A 17,836-nucleotide genomic window follows, 5' to 3' on the forward strand; every position below is an offset into this window, starting at 1 on the left:
ACTCAGAGTGAAACGGCAGGCTCACAACCTCTTTCGTTTAGTTAAAACTAATTGCTCCCATTTCCTCCGAACCACCCAGTTTTACAGTTGATCGTTACGATATAAAATGGCAAAGCACTTTCTCCAATGCCTTTCATCAATGCAGATTTTGTTGAAGTGGCATATAGATTGTAATAGCCTTCCCCATTTTCGATTCTGGCTTTTTCTAATCTGTAACCTCCTTCAACGATATATCCACGTTGGATACATGTAGCAATCACTTTGCTTTGGACACCTGGTGCCCACGTCCATGCTGGATTAGATGCATCGGCAATATCACTTGCTCTGGCAGATTTGATTGGCTGATTCGCTGAGTTTGAAGAGGAAGGAGTCGAGGATGCCGCTTCTTGCTGTGCTGCTTGTGCGACCGCAGCTTGTTGAGCGGCTTGAGCTGCAGCAGCTGCTGCTGCTTGAGCGGCTTGTTTTGCTTGTTCTTCAGCTGCTTTTTTCGCTTCTTCTGCTTTTTTCGCTTCTTCTGCTTTTTTCTTTTCCTCTTCTTCTTTTTTCTCTTTATCAGTGAGCATCTTGTCTACTTGTTTCAATTGTTCATTCAACTGAGCAGATAGATCTGTATTTTTCACCTTTTCTACTGCTTCTTTTGCCGTCTTGTATTGGTCGCGTGTCGCTGAACCCACTACTTTTCCGTCTTTAAAGACTATAGCTGTTTTTTCTTTAGCTGTTTGCAATTCAGCATATTGATTTTTAGCTTCTGTTTGTGCTTGTTGAATCAATTTTCCAAAATCTGTGTTATCCGTTTCGATTGTTTGTATCTCTTTATCTGCTTTCAACTTGATGTCATCTGCTAGATGATCATCGACGATCACAGGTGCTACGAACCATTCATTCACTTTCTGGATATCTTGGATCTTAGATTGGATATCTTGATAAGTTGTTTCTAACGCTGAATATCCTTTTTCATTCTTAAGACTTGATAAATCATTTTTTAGTTTTGATAGATCTTGATGAATCATATCTGCACGAATAAATTGATGGTGGTCATCTGTATAAAAGGCAGCAAGTTTCCCATGAAGGTCTTCCATTTGTTGCTGTCTTTTTGCTTCTGCTGCTACTTCGGCTTCTACTTTTTGATGATGGTCATAATAAGCCCAGCCTCCCCCACCTAGTAGAAGAACCGCTGCTAAAGCGAGATAAGGCACTTTTTTTGATTTTTTCTTTTGTGTCTTATCTAGATCTTTTTTTTCTAGGTTTGATTCTTGAGGCGTTTTTTCAGTATTTGGCACGATTGTTATTGGTTCTGTTTCTGCTTCAATCAGCTCAGGCTGGTTCTCTTCTTTTTCTATTTTAGCTTCAAGAACAGTGCTATCTTCACTTGCAGATTGACTTTCAGCATCGGCTTCATTATTTATTTCATCTGACTCTGTTGACTTCTTGTCTGCTTTTTCGAGCATTTCTTTTTTCTCTGCTTCCGGCAATCCATTCGATTTCTCGTCTTCTGATTGTTTTTCAGACAATGTTTCAGTTTTTTCCGGGACATCCGTTTTTAGATCATTCGTTTTTAATGATTCTTTACCTGCAGCGTTTACTCTACTAATGGCTTTTTCAGCGTCTTTTTCAGCTTCATGTTCTGGTTCTACTTTGTTTTCCTGTGCAATTTTTTCACTGATCATTTTGAGTAGCTCTTCCGCGTGCTCTTCCTTTGTATCTTCACGATGTGCTTTGATATAGGCGGATAGTATCGAATTTTCTTCCTCATTATCGACGATTTCTTTTAGTTCAGCTACTCTTCTTTTTTGTTTTGATTCAAGGGTTTCTTCTTGATTCTTTCCTGATTTTTCCAAAGTCTCACGAACAGTCGCTTTCTTCTGTTCCATTTTTTCTTTATTGGCTACTTTATCGTGAGTAGATGATACATCGTCTTCTAATTCTGTTTTTTCGAATAATTCCATCACAGATTCGAGAGGTAGATCTTTCAATTCCGACCATTCGATTGGATCGTTTAATTCTGTATCAGGAAAGACTGCGTCTTCAGTTGATTTATCCTGCATAGTTTCATCTGCATTTATTTCTTTGATTGTTTCTTTTGTTTGCTGATCTTCTGCAGTTAGTTGATGACCGCAGTCTGGACAGATATTGTTCTCATCCATTTTTTTCGATCCGCAATTTGGACATTTTTTCATCACTTAGCGATCGGCTCCTTTACTAGGTTTACGCTACCATTTAATCTATCATATTCTATACGTCACGCCAATAGCTTATTTTTAGGATTTACTTAAAAATAATGAATAAATTTTCTTCCTATAGAAAAAAAAGCTTGAGACCGCATAGTCCCAAGCTTTTTTTCTTTTAAAATAAACCAAACCATTTGACTGATTTCTCTTCTGGTCAATAGTTCGTGCTTATTCTAAGAAGTCTTTTAATTGTTTCGAACGAGAAGGATGGCGTAATTTTCTCAATGCTTTAGCCTCGATCTGACGAATACGTTCCCGAGTAACACCAAATACTTTTCCTACTTCTTCCAGTGTTCTCGTACGTCCATCGTCTAGACCAAAACGTAAGCGAAGGACATTCTCTTCCCGATCTGTCAATGTATCTAGTACATCTTCCAATTGTTCTTTTAGTAGTTCATATGCTGCGTGTTCTGCTGGACTTGTTGCTTCTTGGTCTTCGATGAAATCACCTAAATGAGAATCATCTTCTTCACCGATTGGCGTTTCAAGGGAAACAGGTTCCTGCGCGATTTTCAAGATTTCGCGGACTTTTTCTGTCGGAAGGTCCATTTCTGCACCGATTTCTTCCGGCGTAGGTTCTCTTCCAAGGTCTTGCAACAATTGACGCTGGATACGAATCAATTTATTGATTGTTTCTACCATGTGAACTGGAATACGGATCGTACGTGCTTGGTCGGCGATTGCACGAGTAATTGCTTGACGAATCCACCATGTAGCATAAGTAGAAAACTTGAATCCTTTGCGATAATCGAATTTTTCAACTGCCTTCATCAGCCCCATATTTCCTTCTTGGATCAAGTCAAGGAACTGCATGCCTCGCCCTACATAACGTTTAGCGATACTTACTACTAAACGAAGGTTTGCTTCTGCTAAACGCTGTTTTGCTTCTTGGTCGCCTTCTTCGATTTTCAATGCTAACGCTACTTCTTCTTCCGCAGTTAAAAGGGAGACACGGCCAATTTCTTTCAGATACATACGAACCGGGTCATTGATTTTTACACCGGTTGGCGCAGAGAGATCTTCTGTTTTTGCCTGTTCAGCTTTTTTCTCAGCACTTTTCAAGCTGTGAATTGATGGATCACCATTTTCATCCACCACACTGATACCTGCGTCTTCAATCTTTTGGATCAATTTGTCCATTTCATCTGCATTCAAAGTGAATGGTGTAGCAAGCTGATTGGATAAATCATCATATACAACTTGTCGTTTGGGTTTGTTTTCTTTGATGAAAGCTGCTACTGCTGCTTCATACTTTTTTTTATCTGTTCCATTTGCCATAAAAGAAGGCCCCCCTTGAGTAGCTATTTGGCTTGTTTTAACTGTTTCGTTAAATTGATGATTTCGATCGTCAATTCAAGCTCAAGCTGTTTGTTCCCAGTACGTCTGGCTTCTTGCTGCATTTGTTTTTTTAATGTTATTTCATCAGCTAAGCCAGATTTGCTGATCACATCTAGCAAGTCTTGGATTTCCCGTGGCGAACTTTCTTCTGCCACCGGTAGATATTCGATCTCCACCACCAACCGCCTTAAATTTTCATCTTGCAAAAAGTCTAAAAACTCTGCAAGGTTGAATTCATAATGTTGTGAGACATATGCATCGAATAAAAAATAAACTTCTGCATATGCGTCGTGGATAAACTGAAATTCTCGTTCTTTTAAAATATTGCGGACAGAAACTTCTTTAAATGCGCGGTACAACAGAATCTGCTCTGCCTTTTCTACCTGCGTCAACGGTCTTTTCTTCCGTACAGTTTCTTGTCTCTTGGTCTGCGCATGTTGGTTTTCCTGAGGTTCTTGACGATTTTGCTGATTTGTTCTTCGGAGCTCACGCAATTGTTTTTGTATCGTCTCTCTGCTGACCTGAAACTCTGTGGACAGCTGCGATAAATACATATCTTGTTCAATTGGTGAAACGACTCGGCTAAGTTCAACTAATAATTCTTCAAGGTATTCGATTTTGTCTTTTTCATTCTCTAAATTTTTCCCTTGTTTCAAATAACGTGATTTAAAAGTAAAAACTGTTTCACGCCCGTGAGCCACTAATTCTTGAAAAGATGCTTCCCCATACTTACGGAGATATTCATCAGGATCAAGCTTTTCTGGAACGACTACGACCGAAAGTCCTAAGCGACTATTTTGCCGAAGCAATTCAATCCCTCGATTGGTTGCTTCAAAACCTGCGTTATCTCCGTCATAACAAAAAACCAGTTCTTTCGTCAGTTTTTCCATTTGCTGGATCTGTTGAGCTGTCAGACTTGTTCCCATGGAAGCTAATCCAGTTTTGATACCAGCCTGCCATGCAGCAATCACATCCATAAAACCTTCGAACAACAAGATTTCTCCATTTTTTCGGATATCGCTTCTTGCTTTATCAAGATTAAATAAAACTTGTCTTTTATTGAACAATTCTGTTTCCGGACTGTTCAAATATTTGGGCTGATCTTTTTCCTGCCCTTTTTCAGGTGCAAGCCAGCGTCCTGAAAACCCGATTGTCTGGCCTTGAGGATTACGAAGAGGAAACATCACCCTTTGGTAAAAACGGTCCGACAGACGGCCATCATCATGTGTGACAAACAATCCAGAACGTTCTAATAATTCATTTGAGAATGATTCATTCTTGAAGACTTGCTGAAGAAACGAGCGTTCATTAGGTGCAAAACCGATATTGAATTCTTCAATCAATTCTAAAGACAACCCACGACTTTGCAAATATTCTAGGGCTGGCTGTCCCGCTTTTGTATGCAACAGCATGTGATGATAGATTTCCGCTGCTTTTTCATGAGCAGCAATCAATTTTCCTGTAGCAGATTCAGGATTTTGTACAGCTACCGTTCGCTGACGCCATTGATCTTCCAACGGAATCTGTTCGAAATCTGCTACTTTTATCACTGCTTCTGGAAAACTCAGTCCTTCTAGTTCTTGAAGAAAAGTAAACACGTTTCCGCCCTTGCCGCAACCAAAGCAATGAAAGATCTGCTTGTCTTCTGCAACAGAGAAGGATGGTGTGCGTTCTTCATGAAAAGGACACAGCCCTAAGTAGTTTTTACCAGACTTTTTCAATTGGACATATTGTCCAATCACCTCAACGATATTCGTTTGACTGCGTACCGTTTCGATAACTTCTGGAGGAATCCGTTGAGCCATTTTTCCACCCCCTGCTTTATTGATATCTTTTCGTTTTAACAAAAGATATTTCAGGAGAATAACCGGTAAAAAATCGCACTAACTGAAATCAGTGCGATTTTAAAGGACACAATTATACATGTTTGATTGTATCATATTTCAATTCTTTTTCAAGTATAACACATTTCTATTTAATTAAGCATCAATTTGCTACTCTTTTCAGTAGCTGATTTTGAATATCAGCCTTCCAGTACAATAATCGAAAGACAATATTTATGATCATGAACATAACGAAGTATCCTATGGTTTCTCCTAAACCTAAGTTTACTTCCAAAATTCCGTGGAACAGCATCGCAGCTACATATATCCCTACGATTGTCGTTACTGCTAAGAATATTCGCAACGGGTTGAAAGGATAACAAGCTTTTACAACTGCCATGCAGCTGATTCCAATTAGCAAGTAATACATCAACGTAGTGGTTTCACTACTTCCCCACGCGAACGTTTTTCCAAGTAGATACACTGCTATGATATTCACTACTACAAGCAAGGCATTTGGCAACGCGTTGATAAGTGCAGTAGGCAAGTAACGGTAAGTGATTTTGCGTTTATCTTGTTCAAATGATAAAAAGAAGGAAGGATACCCTTCAATCGCCAAATCAATCAGCGTAATCTGGATAGGGATAAATGGAAATCCAATAGCTGTAACGGCACAGATAATCGATAAAATAAAAGAATAAATCGTTTTGATGAAAAAGATACCGGAGACTTTCGTCACATTGTTGACTACCCGACGTCCTTCAAACAGGACTTCTGGCAATGTCGTAAAATCAGAGTCCAACAATACCAGATTAGCAATTTGACGTGTCGCTCCGTCACCTTCTGCCATGGCGATACTACAATCTGCTTCTCTTAATGCCAAAACATCATTTACGCCGTCACCTGTCATCGCAACCGTTCTGCCGCTATCTTTCAATTCATTTACCAGTAATTTCTTTTGCTGAGGACTCACTCGACCAAAAACGGTATATTGATGTGCAGCTTCTCGCACGTCCGATTCTTCAGTAATCTGAGAAAGGTCGATATACGCATCATAATTCGGTAATCCTGCACGTCTGGCAATATTGGAGACAGTAAATGGATTATCTCCAGAGATTACTTTCAGGTCAACGCCTTCCTCATGAAGATAAGCTAGTGTTTCTGGCGCATTTTTTCGGATTGGGTCATCGATTTCAAACAGAGCAACTGGCTCAACAAACGCGGGTTTTTCTTCGTTTAATTGCTGATTTGGAGCAATCCCCAACATAAGTACGCGATAGCCATTCGCTTGAGCTGTTTTTAGACTATCTGGCAGCCGATCTTCTTCCACCAAGCGTTCAGGTGCTCCTACGTATACGACTCCTAATTCTGGAAACTCCATCGCACCCCATTTGCGATCAGAAGAAAATGCGACTTTGTTTGTTACATCATAACGATTAGAAAGCTCAAAATACTCTCTCATCGCCCGCATGGTGATGTTGTTATCACTGCTTTCTGCAAGATACGTTCCCATAATTTCTGGAATAGCTTTTTCATACAGCGGATGTAATGCTTCTACACGCTGGATACTCATTTTCCCTTCAGTAATAGTTCCTGTCTTATCCAAACATAATGTATCGACGTGAGCAAGTGTTTCAATGGAATACATGTCTTGAACAAGAATCCGTTTTTTTGCCAGTTTTGTTACACCTGTCGTTAACGCAATACTTATCAGCAATACTAATCCCTTTGGAAGCATCCCTAACAAAGCTGCTGCAGAGGCAATAACTGAAATCTTGATAGAAGCATCGCGAATGAACAGTGCCTCCAAAAATAGTATGATCCCTAAAGGAATAATCACGAAACTAGTGAACTTGGATACTTTACGAATCGAATCTACAAGTTCAGAATGAATAGCTTTGTGGGTTTTTGCCTCGCTAGTCAAGCGGACAGCATAATTATCTGCCCCTACTCGGATGACTTCAGCCATGACAGAACCACTTGTCAAAAAGCTCCCAGAAAGCAATTCAGCTCCAGCTTCTTTGACAATCAAGTCAGATTCACCTGTCAAAAGAGCTTCATTTGCTTCTGCCCGTCCTGATATGACCTGCAAATCGGCTGGTATCTGTTCTCCTGCTCCGATTTTTACCAAATCTCCTAATACCAGCTCTTTAGTAGAAATCGATTGTTCTTTACCGTCCCGAATCACTAGTACTTCTGATTGGGAAACAATCGATAATTTCCGTACAAGATTTCTTGCATGTATTTCTTGATAAATTCCAATAACGATATTTACGATAATAATTGCTAAATATGCCATGTTGGAATAAGCACCTACAAATAACAGGCAAATCCCGATACCGAAGTTCAGAAAATTGAATAACGTCAATATATTATCGCTGAATATTTGCTTTGTACTTTTTGATGCATCTTCCTGGTAGTCATTTTGCTGGCCAGAAGCCATTTTTTGAACTACTTCTTGCTGTGTAAGTCCATTCATTTTCTTTTTCTCCATTTTCCGCCAACTTTCAAAAATAATCACGTGTTTAAGTCTAGCGTGTTCCAAGGTTAAAAACAACTTGTTTTTATAAAATTTATAGAAAAACACACGAATGATTCTTACGAAAAAGATGCTGATCTTTTTTGTATGAATCACCCGTGTGTTGTTTTTTTATTATCGAACTATCTTTACTTATATTGTTCTTCCAAACGGCTCATCCACCATCCTAGTGCTGTACCAGCTACAAAAAGAACAGGACAAGCTAGCACGCCAGCGACTCCCAATCCCGCGTAATCAGTAGGGATGATCATAATCGTTGAAGCAAAAACGACGCCTAAAATAAAATGGAATAGCTTACTGTATGCCTTTGAGAAAATATAATCCATGATTTTTGACAAGCCAAGGACACAAAGAACCCCACCAATTCCGATCGGCAAGATGACTTCAAACCGAACTTCTTTAAATCCGTCAGCCATCGCTTTGTACAATCCCATATATACCAAAAAATTAGAAGGACTCAATCCTGGGACAATCATCCCTAAACCAATCAATCCACCGGCGATCAGCCAAGTCCCAAAATTCTGATCGACTTGTCCATCAAATAATCGAGCACCGTATAATAAAAACAAATAAGCCAGAACAAAAGTAACAACCATGATGATCACATCAGAAGTATCTCGTCCTTTTTTTCCTGCTTCTTTCCATAAGGCAGGAACAGTTCCGACGATACACCCAACAAAAAACCACAATATTGTTGTTTCATACGCCCCTAATAAAAAACTGACTAAAAAAGAAAGTAAAAAGATGCCTGTCACTCCGCCTAGACCAACAGGCAGGAAAAACAAAACATTTTCTTTGAAATTTTTTGTGATATGGGCTAGAAAAGAAATCAGTCGCTCATACATGCCAAAAACAGCTGCTAATGCACCACCGCTGACCCCCGGCAAGATAAATCCTGAACCGATAAACATTCCCTTCACAAACCGCAACATCCAATCTTTGGTTGTGTACCCCACTTTTTGATTTTCCATTTTTTGCCTTTTTTCCACTATTTGCGCACTCCTTCTTTCAACTCATTTTATTATGTTTGGATATTTCCTACTCGTTTATTTAAAGACTTTTTCGTAAGTCTCTATTATTTTTTCATTCATTTTGACAATATCAGGATAAAACATGTTACCTCCATTATGATAGAGATAGCCGCCGTTGTAAAGCAAGGACTGGATTCGCCAATATCGGTACTGTTTTCCTTCCTCATTTCCTAAAAGCGGGCTTAACACATCTTTAGAATACGCTTCTGCTAGTTCTACTGTGTTTTCTCCGCCATGATTTTTTACATAGGCAATATAATCTTTCCCAAAATTATACGCTTGGACAGCGGTCCACAGATCACATCCTTGTTTTTTTGCTTCCATTATCATCTCCGCCAAATATTTGACCCCTTGATCAATACTGTCAGCTGGATTATCAATGATATCGGCTTCTCCATGCAAACTCTCTGAACTCTGCATGAGATCTGTGCCTTTTCCTTTTGATTCGGTCAAGATTATTGCCTTGATCAATTTTTCGTATGCTTCCATATGATAATTTTTTGCAGCTGTCGTTATTTCTATTTGATAGCTTTCCACCCGTTTTACTGAGCGATAAGTTCTTCCTCCTAAAAACAACACCGCACCAATGACCGTTAGAAGGATCATGTAAAAAAGAATACGGATAATAGATAATCGTTTTCGCTTCATTTCATCACCTAGTTATTTTGACATCTTTTTTATCTTACTATTTCTTTATCTTCTTGGCTATTTCTTCCTTAAATTCTGTGTACACCTTAAGAAAAAATGAATTTTCCTGTGTTTTTTATCATCTTACGAAAATGATCGTTGTTTTTCAGTAAAAACGATTGCCCAATGACTGTTATAATCGTTATACTTTACACAGTAGGTGATTATGTGAAAAAAGAAAAGAAATATGCAAAAATGTCAGACGGGAGCGAAATTTATTATGAAAAGAGTGGTCAAGGCTTCCCACTCTTTTTACTGCATGGCAATGATGGCAGCGGCCGCTTTTTTTCAGAACAGGTTCCCGTACTTGAACGCTACTATACCGTTTATCTAGTAGACAGCAGAGGACATGGCCGTTCAACAAATGAAGCATCTATATTGAATTTTCATTTGATGGCTGAGGATCTGAATACGATTATGTTGCTAGAAAAAATCAATCAGGCAGATTTTCTTGGATTTAGTGATGGCGCAAATCTGGCATTGGTATTTGCCAGCAGCTTTCCCCAAAAAGTTCATCGACTGATTTTAAATTCTGGAAACACGCTAGTTAAAGGCGTTCGTTTTTCTGCCAGAGTCATCAGCAATTTTCATTATGCATGGGTATGGTTGCTCTCTTTATTTCGCCCAAGCCTTCGCAAAAATCTGTTAGTTATTAAACTATTGCTGCATGATATCGGCCTTACAGAAAATGATTTAAAAAAAATCAACTCCCCAACTTTGATTATTGTAGGAAAAAAAGATGTGATCAAGCTGAAACATTCTCTGTATATAGCTAAAACTATACCAAAAGCTTCTTTTGTACTTGTAAAAGAACAAGGACATGAATTAGCTAGAAAAGATCCTGAACGCTTCAACCGAGAAGTTCTTCAATTTCTTTCTGAAACATAATTATTAGGAATAGAAGGTGATTTATTTGTTAAAAACTACCATACAATGGCTGAAAAACCATCTAGGACTGTTCAAAACAATCTTTTTGATTTCTGTCATTGTCATTATTGTCGGTGAATTGATGTCCATCGGTAAGACTCTATCTATCCAGCAATTAGGAGAAACGTTTGCCACTATACCTATTTGGAAAAGCGGACTTATGCTGTTGATTGGTCTTGTCTCTGTGTTACCTATGATTGGTTATGATATTATTTTGAATCGGATGCTTGAACAAAAGCAGAATCCTCGTTACTTGTTTGAGACAAGCTGGCTGATCAATACAATCAACAATATTGCCGGTTTCGGCGGGTTTGTCAGTGTGGGGCTTCGCTCTGAGCTATATGGACAAAAGAAAGAGAGCAAAAACGTGATCCAGGCATTATCGAAAGTTTTCTTGTTTTTGATGGCTGGACTTTCTATTTACAGTCTGCTTTCTTTTTTACTTGTAGTCTTCACGCCAGTTGCTCCTTTTTTGAAGCAATATTGGATATGGCTGATTGGCGGCGGTCTGTATTTCCCTGTTGTCTTTTTATTCACTACTTTCAAAAAGAAAGGATTCCTTGGTGGTACCTCACTTAAAACGCAAGGACAGCTCTTGCTTGTTTCATTATTGGAATGGTCTGGTGTCCTGTTCAGTTTCCTTTCTGTTGGTTACCTAATGGAAATCCGAATCGATCTGTGGCAAACGATTCCGTTATTCATTGCTGCTTCAGTGATAGGGATTGTGTCTATGATTCCTGGCGAGATCGGCAGTTTCGATGTGATGATGATTATCGGATTATCTGCTATTGGTGTGCCAAGAGAAACAGTCGTTGTGTGGATCTTGCTTTATCGTCTGTTCTACTACATCATTCCGTTTTTGATTGGAATCGTCTTTTTCTTCAAAAATATCGGTTCCACTTTTGATCAACGTTATTCAGGGATCCCTAAGCAGTTAGCAACAGAAATCGCGCATAAAATCGTGGTTGTCCTCTTATACTTTTCTGGAATCATGTTGGTACTTTCTGCCACTATTCCGCAAGCTTTTACAGAGTTTCGCTGGCTTCATAGTTTGAACCCATTGAAATTCCACTTTATTATCCAATTTCCTAGTATATTATTAGGATTTCTTTTGATTGTTATGGGGAGAGGGATCGCTGCACGCGTAAAACGAGCCTATCTGCCTACAATTTTCTTGATCGGACTCGCTTTGTTTTATGTTTTATTAAGCGATTTTAGCTTCACACCGGTGATTTTCTTGTCTATTCTGCTTCTGATCATTCTTGCGTCCAAAAACGAACTGTTTCGGGAACAACTCATCTATTCGTGGGAATGGCGTACAATCGACGGAATCATTATCGGTGCATTGACATTGCTTTATATCGTTATTGGTGTATACAATCTGCCTGATTTTCCACATCGGCGTCACCATTTTATTTCCTTTTTCTTATTCCCTTCTGAAAAGATTTGGTTTTCAGGGTTGTTGGCCATTATCGCCGTTAGCTTCATGATCGTTCTATTTGTCCATTTTCTTCAAGGAGAAAAGAAACAGATTGGCGAAGCCTTTAATGAAGAAAAGGCACTGAAGATCCTCACAACTTATGGAGGAAACTCCGACAGTCAATTGATCTTCTTAAAAGACAAGCGGATGTTTGCCTATGAAAAAGACGGTGAACCAACTGTGCTTCTCCAATTCGCTTGCTTCAATAATAAATGCATCGTAATGGGCGATCCTTCTGGTAAGAAAGAAGATTTTCCAGAAGCAATTGAAGCTTTCATCGAAGAGACAGACCGATTATGTTATTTACCTGTTTTCTACGAAACAAGCGAAGAGATCGTTATGATTTTGCATGAATTCGGCTATGACTTCATTAAAATGGGGGAAGAAGCTTATGTAGACCTGAATAGTTTTACAACATCAGGGAAAAAAATGAAGGGCACTCGGGCTGTCTTGAACCGAATTGAACGAGAAGGATTTACATTTGATGTCTTACAACCGCCGTTTTCTGCTGAGCAAATGAGTATTTTCAAAAATATTTCTGATAATTGGTTGGGTTCACGAAAAGAAAAAGGTTTTTCTTTAGGCTTTTTCTCGGAAGATTATTTACAAAGAGCGCCTATTGCTGTAGTCAAAAATACTCAAGAAGAAATTGTCGCTTTTGCGACGATCATGCCTACTTACACGAACAACAAAGTAGGAACGATCGATTTGATGCGATATGATCCCAAAAAAGCCCCTTCCGGCAGTATGGATTTCTTGTTCCTGCATTTATTTGCTTATATGAAAGAAGAACATATCCAATGGTTCAATTTAGGGATGGCACCTCTTTCAAATGTTGGAACTTCCAGAAAGAGTTTTTTACAGGAAAGAATTGCTTACTTGGTTTACGAGTTTGGCTCTCATTTTTATTCTTTCCATGGATTAAGAGAATACAAAAGCAAGTACGCTACGAACTGGGTCTCACGCTACACCCTATATTCGCGAGATAGTTGGATTGCATATGTTATGATTGCTTTGCTGATTATTGATAATACGCCAGTTGAGCAGACACAAGGTAGAATAAATGGTTTGAAAAAATGGATACGAAGAAAGTACTAAAAACTGCGTAGTTAGTAAGGAAACACTCACAATATAAATAAAAGAGACTGAACCAAAGCGTGAGGTACGGCTCCTGCCCTCTCTTATTGTACAATTGAAGAACAAAAAAAGCGGTCAAAACAAGATTTCTGTTTTGACCGCTTTTCATTTTAAACATTTTTCATTACCAAAATATTCGAGTCACGTTTCTTATGCTTCGATTTCTGTAACGATACCTGAACCTACTGTACGGCCACCTTCACGAATGGAGAAGGTCGTTCCGTTTTCAACAGCGATTGGGTGGATCAAGTCAACATCAATCGTCACATTGTCACCAGGCATGACCATTTCTGTATCTTCTGGTAACGTGATTGTTCCAGTAACGTCAGTTGTACGGAAGTAGAATTGTGGGCGGTAGTTGTTAAAGAATGGTGTATGACGTCCACCTTCTTCTTTTGTCAACACGTACACTTCAGCTTTGAATTTTGTATGTGGAGTAATGGAACCTGGTTTAGCAAGTACTTGTCCACGTTCGATATCGTCACGTTGGATACCACGTAACAGTACGCCTACGTTATCCCCAGCTTCCCCGTAATCTAACGTTTTACGGAACATTTCTACACCTGTGACAACTGCTTTTTGTGTTTCGGGTTTGATCCCTACGATCTCTACTTCATCACCGACACGAACAGCACCGCGGTCAATACGACCTGAGGCAACAGTTCCTCGTCCTGTAATGGAGAAAACATCTTCCACTGGTAATAGTAATGGTTTATCTGTATCACGTTCTGGTGTTGGGATATATTCATCCACTGTATCCATCAGTTCCATAATAGCAGCTTCAGCATCTGGATCGCCTTGCAATGCTTTTAATGCGGAACCTTTGATCACAGGAGTATCATCGCCTGGGAAACCATATTCGCTCAATAACTCGCGAACTTCCATTTCTACCAAATCGATCAATTCTTCATCATCGACTAAATCTACTTTGTTCAAGAAAACAATTAGGTATTTTACACCAACTTGACGTGACAACAAAATGTGTTCACGTGTTTGAGGCATCGGACCATCAGTGGCAGAAACGACTAAGATGGCACCATCCATTTGGGCTGCCCCTGTAATCATGTTTTTCACATAGTCCGCGTGTCCTGGTGCATCGATATGCGCATAGTGGCGTTTTTCTGTTTCATATTCTACGTGTGCGGTATTGATCGTAATCCCGCGTTCACGTTCTTCTGGAGCTGCATCAATACTAGCATAGTCTTGAGGATTTGCTAGGCCTTTTTTGCCTAATACTGTAGTGATCGCAGCAGTTAAAGTAGTTTTCCCATGGTCAACGTGTCCAATTGTACCAATGTTAACGTGTGGTTTACTTCTGTCGTAATGTTCTTTTGCCATAATTTACAAACCTCCTAAATAATATAGATCACTGAAGGATTTCAGCTCTCACTTTTTTATTATAGTCTTTTTTTGAATAAATCAAAAAGAATACGTCCGGCTTACTTTTTGTAAGATTCGAACTAAGCTTATTATACGTCAAAATTGGTCAAAGTCAACTAAGAGCACTCGCCTGTCTTATACGCGAAAAAAGTACCTTTTATAAATAAAAAATTATGTTTTTTGAGAAAAACTTCAAGCTCTTCTTTAACTTTCTTTTGAAGCAATAAGAACAAAATGAGGAAAAGTTTAAAATTCAGCTGTCGCCAACAACTTTCAATAGACGAAATCTTCTATTTCGTTAATAATAAGAAGAGAGGTGAAGTACATGAAAAAATTAATTGGCGTACTTGTCGTTTTAGGCATCTTTCTCGGCGGAAGTTTTGCAGCCTATCATTATTTTTACGGCGGCGAAGCCTATTATACAAAAATCACGACGAATGGCGAAATGTCAGCTTTCCGAACAGATAATGGAGAAAAATTTACGACTTATACCTACAAGCAAGCGGCTTATAACAAAGATGGAGAAAAAAAACAAGTGACGCTTCATGAAGTAAGAGAACATCCATTAAAAATGAATGCGTATCTCCAACTCAAAGTCAATCCTCGTAAAGGTGTATTAAGCTGGGAAGAAATAAAAGCTTCTGAAGTCCCTAAAAATGCGGCAGAAAAAATCGATCAATAATCGGTGGTCTTAAAATTTTATTAGATAAAAAGAGGCAGGGACAGAAGCGTTTAACTCCAAGAAATAAGAAGGAATTCACGAAAATTGCTTTTCAAATCTTTGTGAATTTCAGCTTATTTCCGAAGGAGTTGCTTCTGCTTCCGCCGTTTATACGTGTTTAGAGCGTGAGACTAAAGTGTTCTTTACTTTTGTCTCACGCTCTTTTTTTGTTATATTCGTCTTTTCAGATCTTTCTCATGGACCATTCATTCAACTAAACATCGGTAGTTGAACATCTAATGTTCCAGTCTCTTTTATAAACGATTCAATACTTCATCCACATTTTTGATCATCACAGATATCGTACCATCCGGATTATTCACAAATTCAATCAAATCTGGGTTGCGATATACATCGACTGGTACAATCAGTTCGATTCCGTTTGATAGTTTAAATTTTTGTTTTCCAAATTTTTTCTCAGAAATTTCTTGTACTTCTTTTACAGGGGGTGCTTCTGGGACAAACCCTTGCTCCTGTACTTCTTCTTTAAAAGCCAGTTTTGCCGTAATGTTTTCCTTGAAGACTTTTTCTGCGATCATCTCATGATCCAACCGTCCTTTTTCTTCTATCGTGTCATAGACAGCTTCTTTTAAATCAGCCATGATATCAAATTCTTCTGTCTCGAATTTTTTTCCGAGATGCTTGGCTACTTTTTGGATCACTTTTACGTTTTCCTCTAAAGAAGGTGCAGGAACACTTTCGATCACTCTTCCAGAAAAATAAAGCTCTTTTTTACCGGAAAACTCATATTTTTTTTCAATCAATTCGTAGGTCCAATCGGACAAGTTCACCGCGAAGGCTTCATCTGCTTTTTGTGTTTTCGCGCCTAGTATTGCTCGGTTCAAAATCAAACGGTTGTCAATCCCTACTTCGTCTGCTTCAACAAAATGCGTATAAGCCTCACGATAATTGACTTTCAATAAAGATAGGTACATCACTGTATCTAATTCATACAAAACAACAAATACATCTGCACTTGGCGCCTCTTCACTTTCTTGGTAAATATCGAACCATCGCTGAACGATTGCTTCACTTGCTTCCACAAAATTTTCTTGAGCGATTTTAAGTGATTCAACGATCATGCTTTCTTCTGCCAATTGTCCAGTTTTCGTTTGGGCAGAAGAGATTTTTTGGATTTTCTTTTGAAGAAAATCACGAATATATTCTTTTGTCAGATCTAGCTCTTTTTGTGAAAAGACCGGCGAACCTGTTTCTCTGTCAATAATATGCAGGATTGCTTTTTTTAAATAGATATCCATTTCCTCATTCCCTTCTGTCCTAGTTTACGGAAAAAAAATCAAAAATGCCAGAATCAAAATCATTTTCTTTTAAACAAAAATTTCAATAGTAGAAACAAAATGGATTCTTTTTTTTGGAAAATGCGCTAAACTTATAGATGAACGAATAAAAAAGGAGCTGAAAGTATGAATTCATTAACAAGCACGTATCGTCTATCAAATGGTTACGAAATTCCAGTAGTAGGATTCGGCACATGGCAAACACCTGACGGGGATGTCGCTGTTTCCTCTGTTAAAGAAGCACTGGCTGCAGGTTATCGCCATATCGATACTGCCCAAGGATACAAGAATGAAGAAAGTGTCGGCCAAGCGATTAAGGAAAGTGGCATTCCTAGAGAAGAGATCTTCCTAACAACAAAGTTATGGAATGCCAATCACAGTTATGAACTTGTGATGTCTTCTTTTGAGGAATCATTAAAGAAACTCCAAACAGATTATGTAGATCTGTTCTTGATTCACTGGCCAAATCCAGTTGCTTTTCGTGATAATTGGGAACAAGCAAACGCAGATACATGGCGAGCATTTGAAGAACTGTATGAAGCAGGTAAAATCAAAGCAATTGGTGTCAGCAATTTCTTGCCCCACCATCTAGATACACTTGCTAAAACAGCAAAAATCATGCCAATGGTCAATCAAGTTTTCCTTGCACCAGGTGAATTACAGCCAGCTGTAGTTGAGTATGCAAAAAAACATGAGATGATCCTTGAAGCATACAGCCCATTAGGCACTGGGAAAATCTTCGATGTACCTGAAATGAAACAAATCGCTGAAGCGCATGATAAGACGATCGCACAAGTTGCTTTACGTTGGTCATTGCAACACGGATTCCTTCCTCTTCCTAAGTCAGTCACACCAAGCAGAATCAAAGAAAATACTGAACTGTTTGATTTTGAATTGACAGAAGAAGAAATGAAACAAATTGATCAATTAGATGGTGTAGTTGGCAAGGCAAAAGACCCAGATACTACCCAATTCTAAGTCGAAAGGTGATTTTATGGATCCAATCGAACGCTTGAATTCTCTCTCGGAAGAAGTCATTCAGACTTTTCATTCCGATTTTGTCTTTTTGATCGATGCAGAGAAGATCCAACATTTTCCTGCAAGAAACTGGACACATGATCAAATTATCGAAGAGCTAAAAAAACGGTTCGATCATTCACTAATGGTCACAACTTGGCACGAACACGAAGTCATTTATTCACCTGAGTTACCTGTTTTTGCCTTGATACCGAAAAGATAAAAAGATT

Annotated in this window: 13 protein-coding genes; 5 read left to right on the plus strand and 8 right to left on the minus strand. The window is 38.8% G+C overall.

The genetic code is table 11. The features are described 5' to 3' along the window. Window positions 1-47: 47 nt before the first annotated feature. The 6 genes from HMPREF2961_RS04430 to HMPREF2961_RS04455 all read right to left on the minus strand — a co-directional run bounded on the left by HMPREF2961_RS04430 (window position 48) and on the right by HMPREF2961_RS04455 (window position 9,607). On the minus strand, window positions 48-2,180 hold the full coding sequence (locus HMPREF2961_RS04430; protein ID WP_024636186.1) for a cell division site-positioning protein MapZ family protein: 2,133 nt from the start codon (window positions 2,178-2,180) through the stop codon (window positions 48-50). Between the two features lie 216 nt (window positions 2,181-2,396). Beyond that, window positions 2,397-3,506: an RNA polymerase sigma factor RpoD gene (gene rpoD, locus HMPREF2961_RS04435; RefSeq protein ID WP_002290142.1), complete on the minus strand. Its 1,110-nt coding sequence runs from the start codon at window positions 3,504-3,506 to the stop codon at window positions 2,397-2,399. Between the two features lie 23 nt (window positions 3,507-3,529). After that, window positions 3,530-5,371, minus strand: a complete 1,842-nt coding sequence (gene dnaG, locus HMPREF2961_RS04440; protein WP_024636185.1) for a DNA primase — start codon at window positions 5,369-5,371, stop codon at window positions 3,530-3,532. A 181-nt stretch (window positions 5,372-5,552) separates the two neighbouring features. Further along, on the minus strand, window positions 5,553-7,868 hold the full coding sequence (locus HMPREF2961_RS04445) for a cation-translocating P-type ATPase (RefSeq protein WP_002315225.1): 2,316 nt from the start codon (window positions 7,866-7,868) through the stop codon (window positions 5,553-5,555). 188 nt (window positions 7,869-8,056) lie between these two features. Further along, on the minus strand, window positions 8,057-8,917 hold the full coding sequence (locus HMPREF2961_RS04450; protein ID WP_002309619.1) for a DUF368 domain-containing protein: 861 nt from the start codon (window positions 8,915-8,917) through the stop codon (window positions 8,057-8,059). A 57-nt stretch (window positions 8,918-8,974) separates the two neighbouring features. Beyond that, window positions 8,975-9,607 (minus strand): lysozyme family protein, encoded by a 633-nt coding sequence (locus tag HMPREF2961_RS04455; RefSeq protein ID WP_002290135.1) that lies wholly within the window; start codon window positions 9,605-9,607, stop codon window positions 8,975-8,977. A gap of 165 nt (window positions 9,608-9,772) precedes the next feature. On the opposite strand from HMPREF2961_RS04455, the gene HMPREF2961_RS04460 reads away from it, so the two are divergent. Further along, on the plus strand, window positions 9,773-10,534 hold the full coding sequence (locus HMPREF2961_RS04460; RefSeq protein WP_002315226.1) for an alpha/beta fold hydrolase: 762 nt from the start codon (window positions 9,773-9,775) through the stop codon (window positions 10,532-10,534). Window positions 10,535-10,559: 25 nt separating this feature from the next. After that, window positions 10,560-13,151, plus strand: a complete 2,592-nt coding sequence (mprF, locus tag HMPREF2961_RS04465) for a bifunctional lysylphosphatidylglycerol flippase/synthetase MprF (RefSeq protein WP_002315227.1) — start codon at window positions 10,560-10,562, stop codon at window positions 13,149-13,151. A gap of 189 nt (window positions 13,152-13,340) precedes the next feature. Here mprF and tuf read toward each other — a convergent pair whose 3' ends face one another. Beyond that, window positions 13,341-14,528 carry an elongation factor Tu gene (gene tuf / locus HMPREF2961_RS04470; protein WP_002289463.1) on the minus strand — a complete coding sequence of 396 codons (1,188 nt, stop codon included), beginning with the start codon at window positions 14,526-14,528 and terminating at the stop codon, window positions 13,341-13,343. 367 nt (window positions 14,529-14,895) lie between these two features. Here tuf and HMPREF2961_RS04475 point away from each other — a divergent pair, with 367 nt between their 5' ends. Next, window positions 14,896-15,252: a YxeA family protein gene (locus tag HMPREF2961_RS04475; protein WP_002290132.1), complete on the plus strand. Its 357-nt coding sequence runs from the start codon at window positions 14,896-14,898 to the stop codon at window positions 15,250-15,252. Window positions 15,253-15,545: 293 nt separating this feature from the next. On the opposite strand, the gene HMPREF2961_RS04480 is transcribed toward HMPREF2961_RS04475, so the two are convergent. After that, window positions 15,546-16,550, minus strand: coding sequence for a nucleoid-associated protein (locus tag HMPREF2961_RS04480; protein ID WP_002290131.1), 1,005 nt, complete (start codon window positions 16,548-16,550; stop codon window positions 15,546-15,548). 165 nt (window positions 16,551-16,715) lie between these two features. Between HMPREF2961_RS04480 and HMPREF2961_RS04485 the strand changes: the two genes are divergently transcribed. Together HMPREF2961_RS04485 and HMPREF2961_RS04490 are read left to right on the plus strand one after the other, a co-directional pair. Further along, a complete protein-coding gene (locus tag HMPREF2961_RS04485) occupies window positions 16,716-17,567 on the plus strand; it encodes an aldo/keto reductase (protein ID WP_002290130.1) in 852 nt (283 codons plus the stop codon). A gap of 16 nt (window positions 17,568-17,583) precedes the next feature. Further along, window positions 17,584-17,829 (plus strand): hypothetical protein, encoded by a 246-nt coding sequence (locus tag HMPREF2961_RS04490; RefSeq protein ID WP_002290128.1) that lies wholly within the window; start codon window positions 17,584-17,586, stop codon window positions 17,827-17,829. The last annotated feature ends 7 nt before the right edge of the window (window positions 17,830-17,836 follow it).

The organism is Enterococcus sp. HMSC076E04 (genome assembly GCF_001814285.1).
In the GTDB taxonomy this organism is placed as follows: Bacteria; Bacillota; Bacilli; order Lactobacillales; family Enterococcaceae; genus Enterococcus_B; species Enterococcus_B lactis.

Coding starts and splice junctions, on each gene's coding strand:
- HMPREF2961_RS04490 (WP_002290128.1), top strand. CDS start 17,584: ATGGATCCAATCGAACGCTTGAATTCTCTCTCGGAAGAAGTCATTCAG.
- rpoD (WP_002290142.1), bottom strand. CDS start 3,506: ATGGCAAATGGAACAGATAAAAAAAAGTATGAAGCAGCAGTAGCAGCT.
- dnaG (WP_024636185.1), bottom strand. CDS start 5,371: ATGGCTCAACGGATTCCTCCAGAAGTTATCGAAACGGTACGCAGTCAA.
- HMPREF2961_RS04460 (WP_002315226.1), top strand. CDS start 9,773: ATGACTGTTATAATCGTTATACTTTACACAGTAGGTGATTATGTGAAA.
- tuf (WP_002289463.1), bottom strand. CDS start 14,528: ATGGCAAAAGAACATTACGACAGAAGTAAACCACACGTTAACATTGGT.
- HMPREF2961_RS04445 (WP_002315225.1), bottom strand. CDS start 7,868: ATGAATGGACTTACACAGCAAGAAGTAGTTCAAAAAATGGCTTCTGGC.
- HMPREF2961_RS04480 (WP_002290131.1), bottom strand. CDS start 16,550: ATGGATATCTATTTAAAAAAAGCAATCCTGCATATTATTGACAGAGAA.
- HMPREF2961_RS04475 (WP_002290132.1), top strand. CDS start 14,896: ATGAAAAAATTAATTGGCGTACTTGTCGTTTTAGGCATCTTTCTCGGC.
- HMPREF2961_RS04485 (WP_002290130.1), top strand. CDS start 16,716: ATGAATTCATTAACAAGCACGTATCGTCTATCAAATGGTTACGAAATT.
- HMPREF2961_RS04455 (WP_002290135.1), bottom strand. CDS start 9,607: ATGAAGCGAAAACGATTATCTATTATCCGTATTCTTTTTTACATGATC.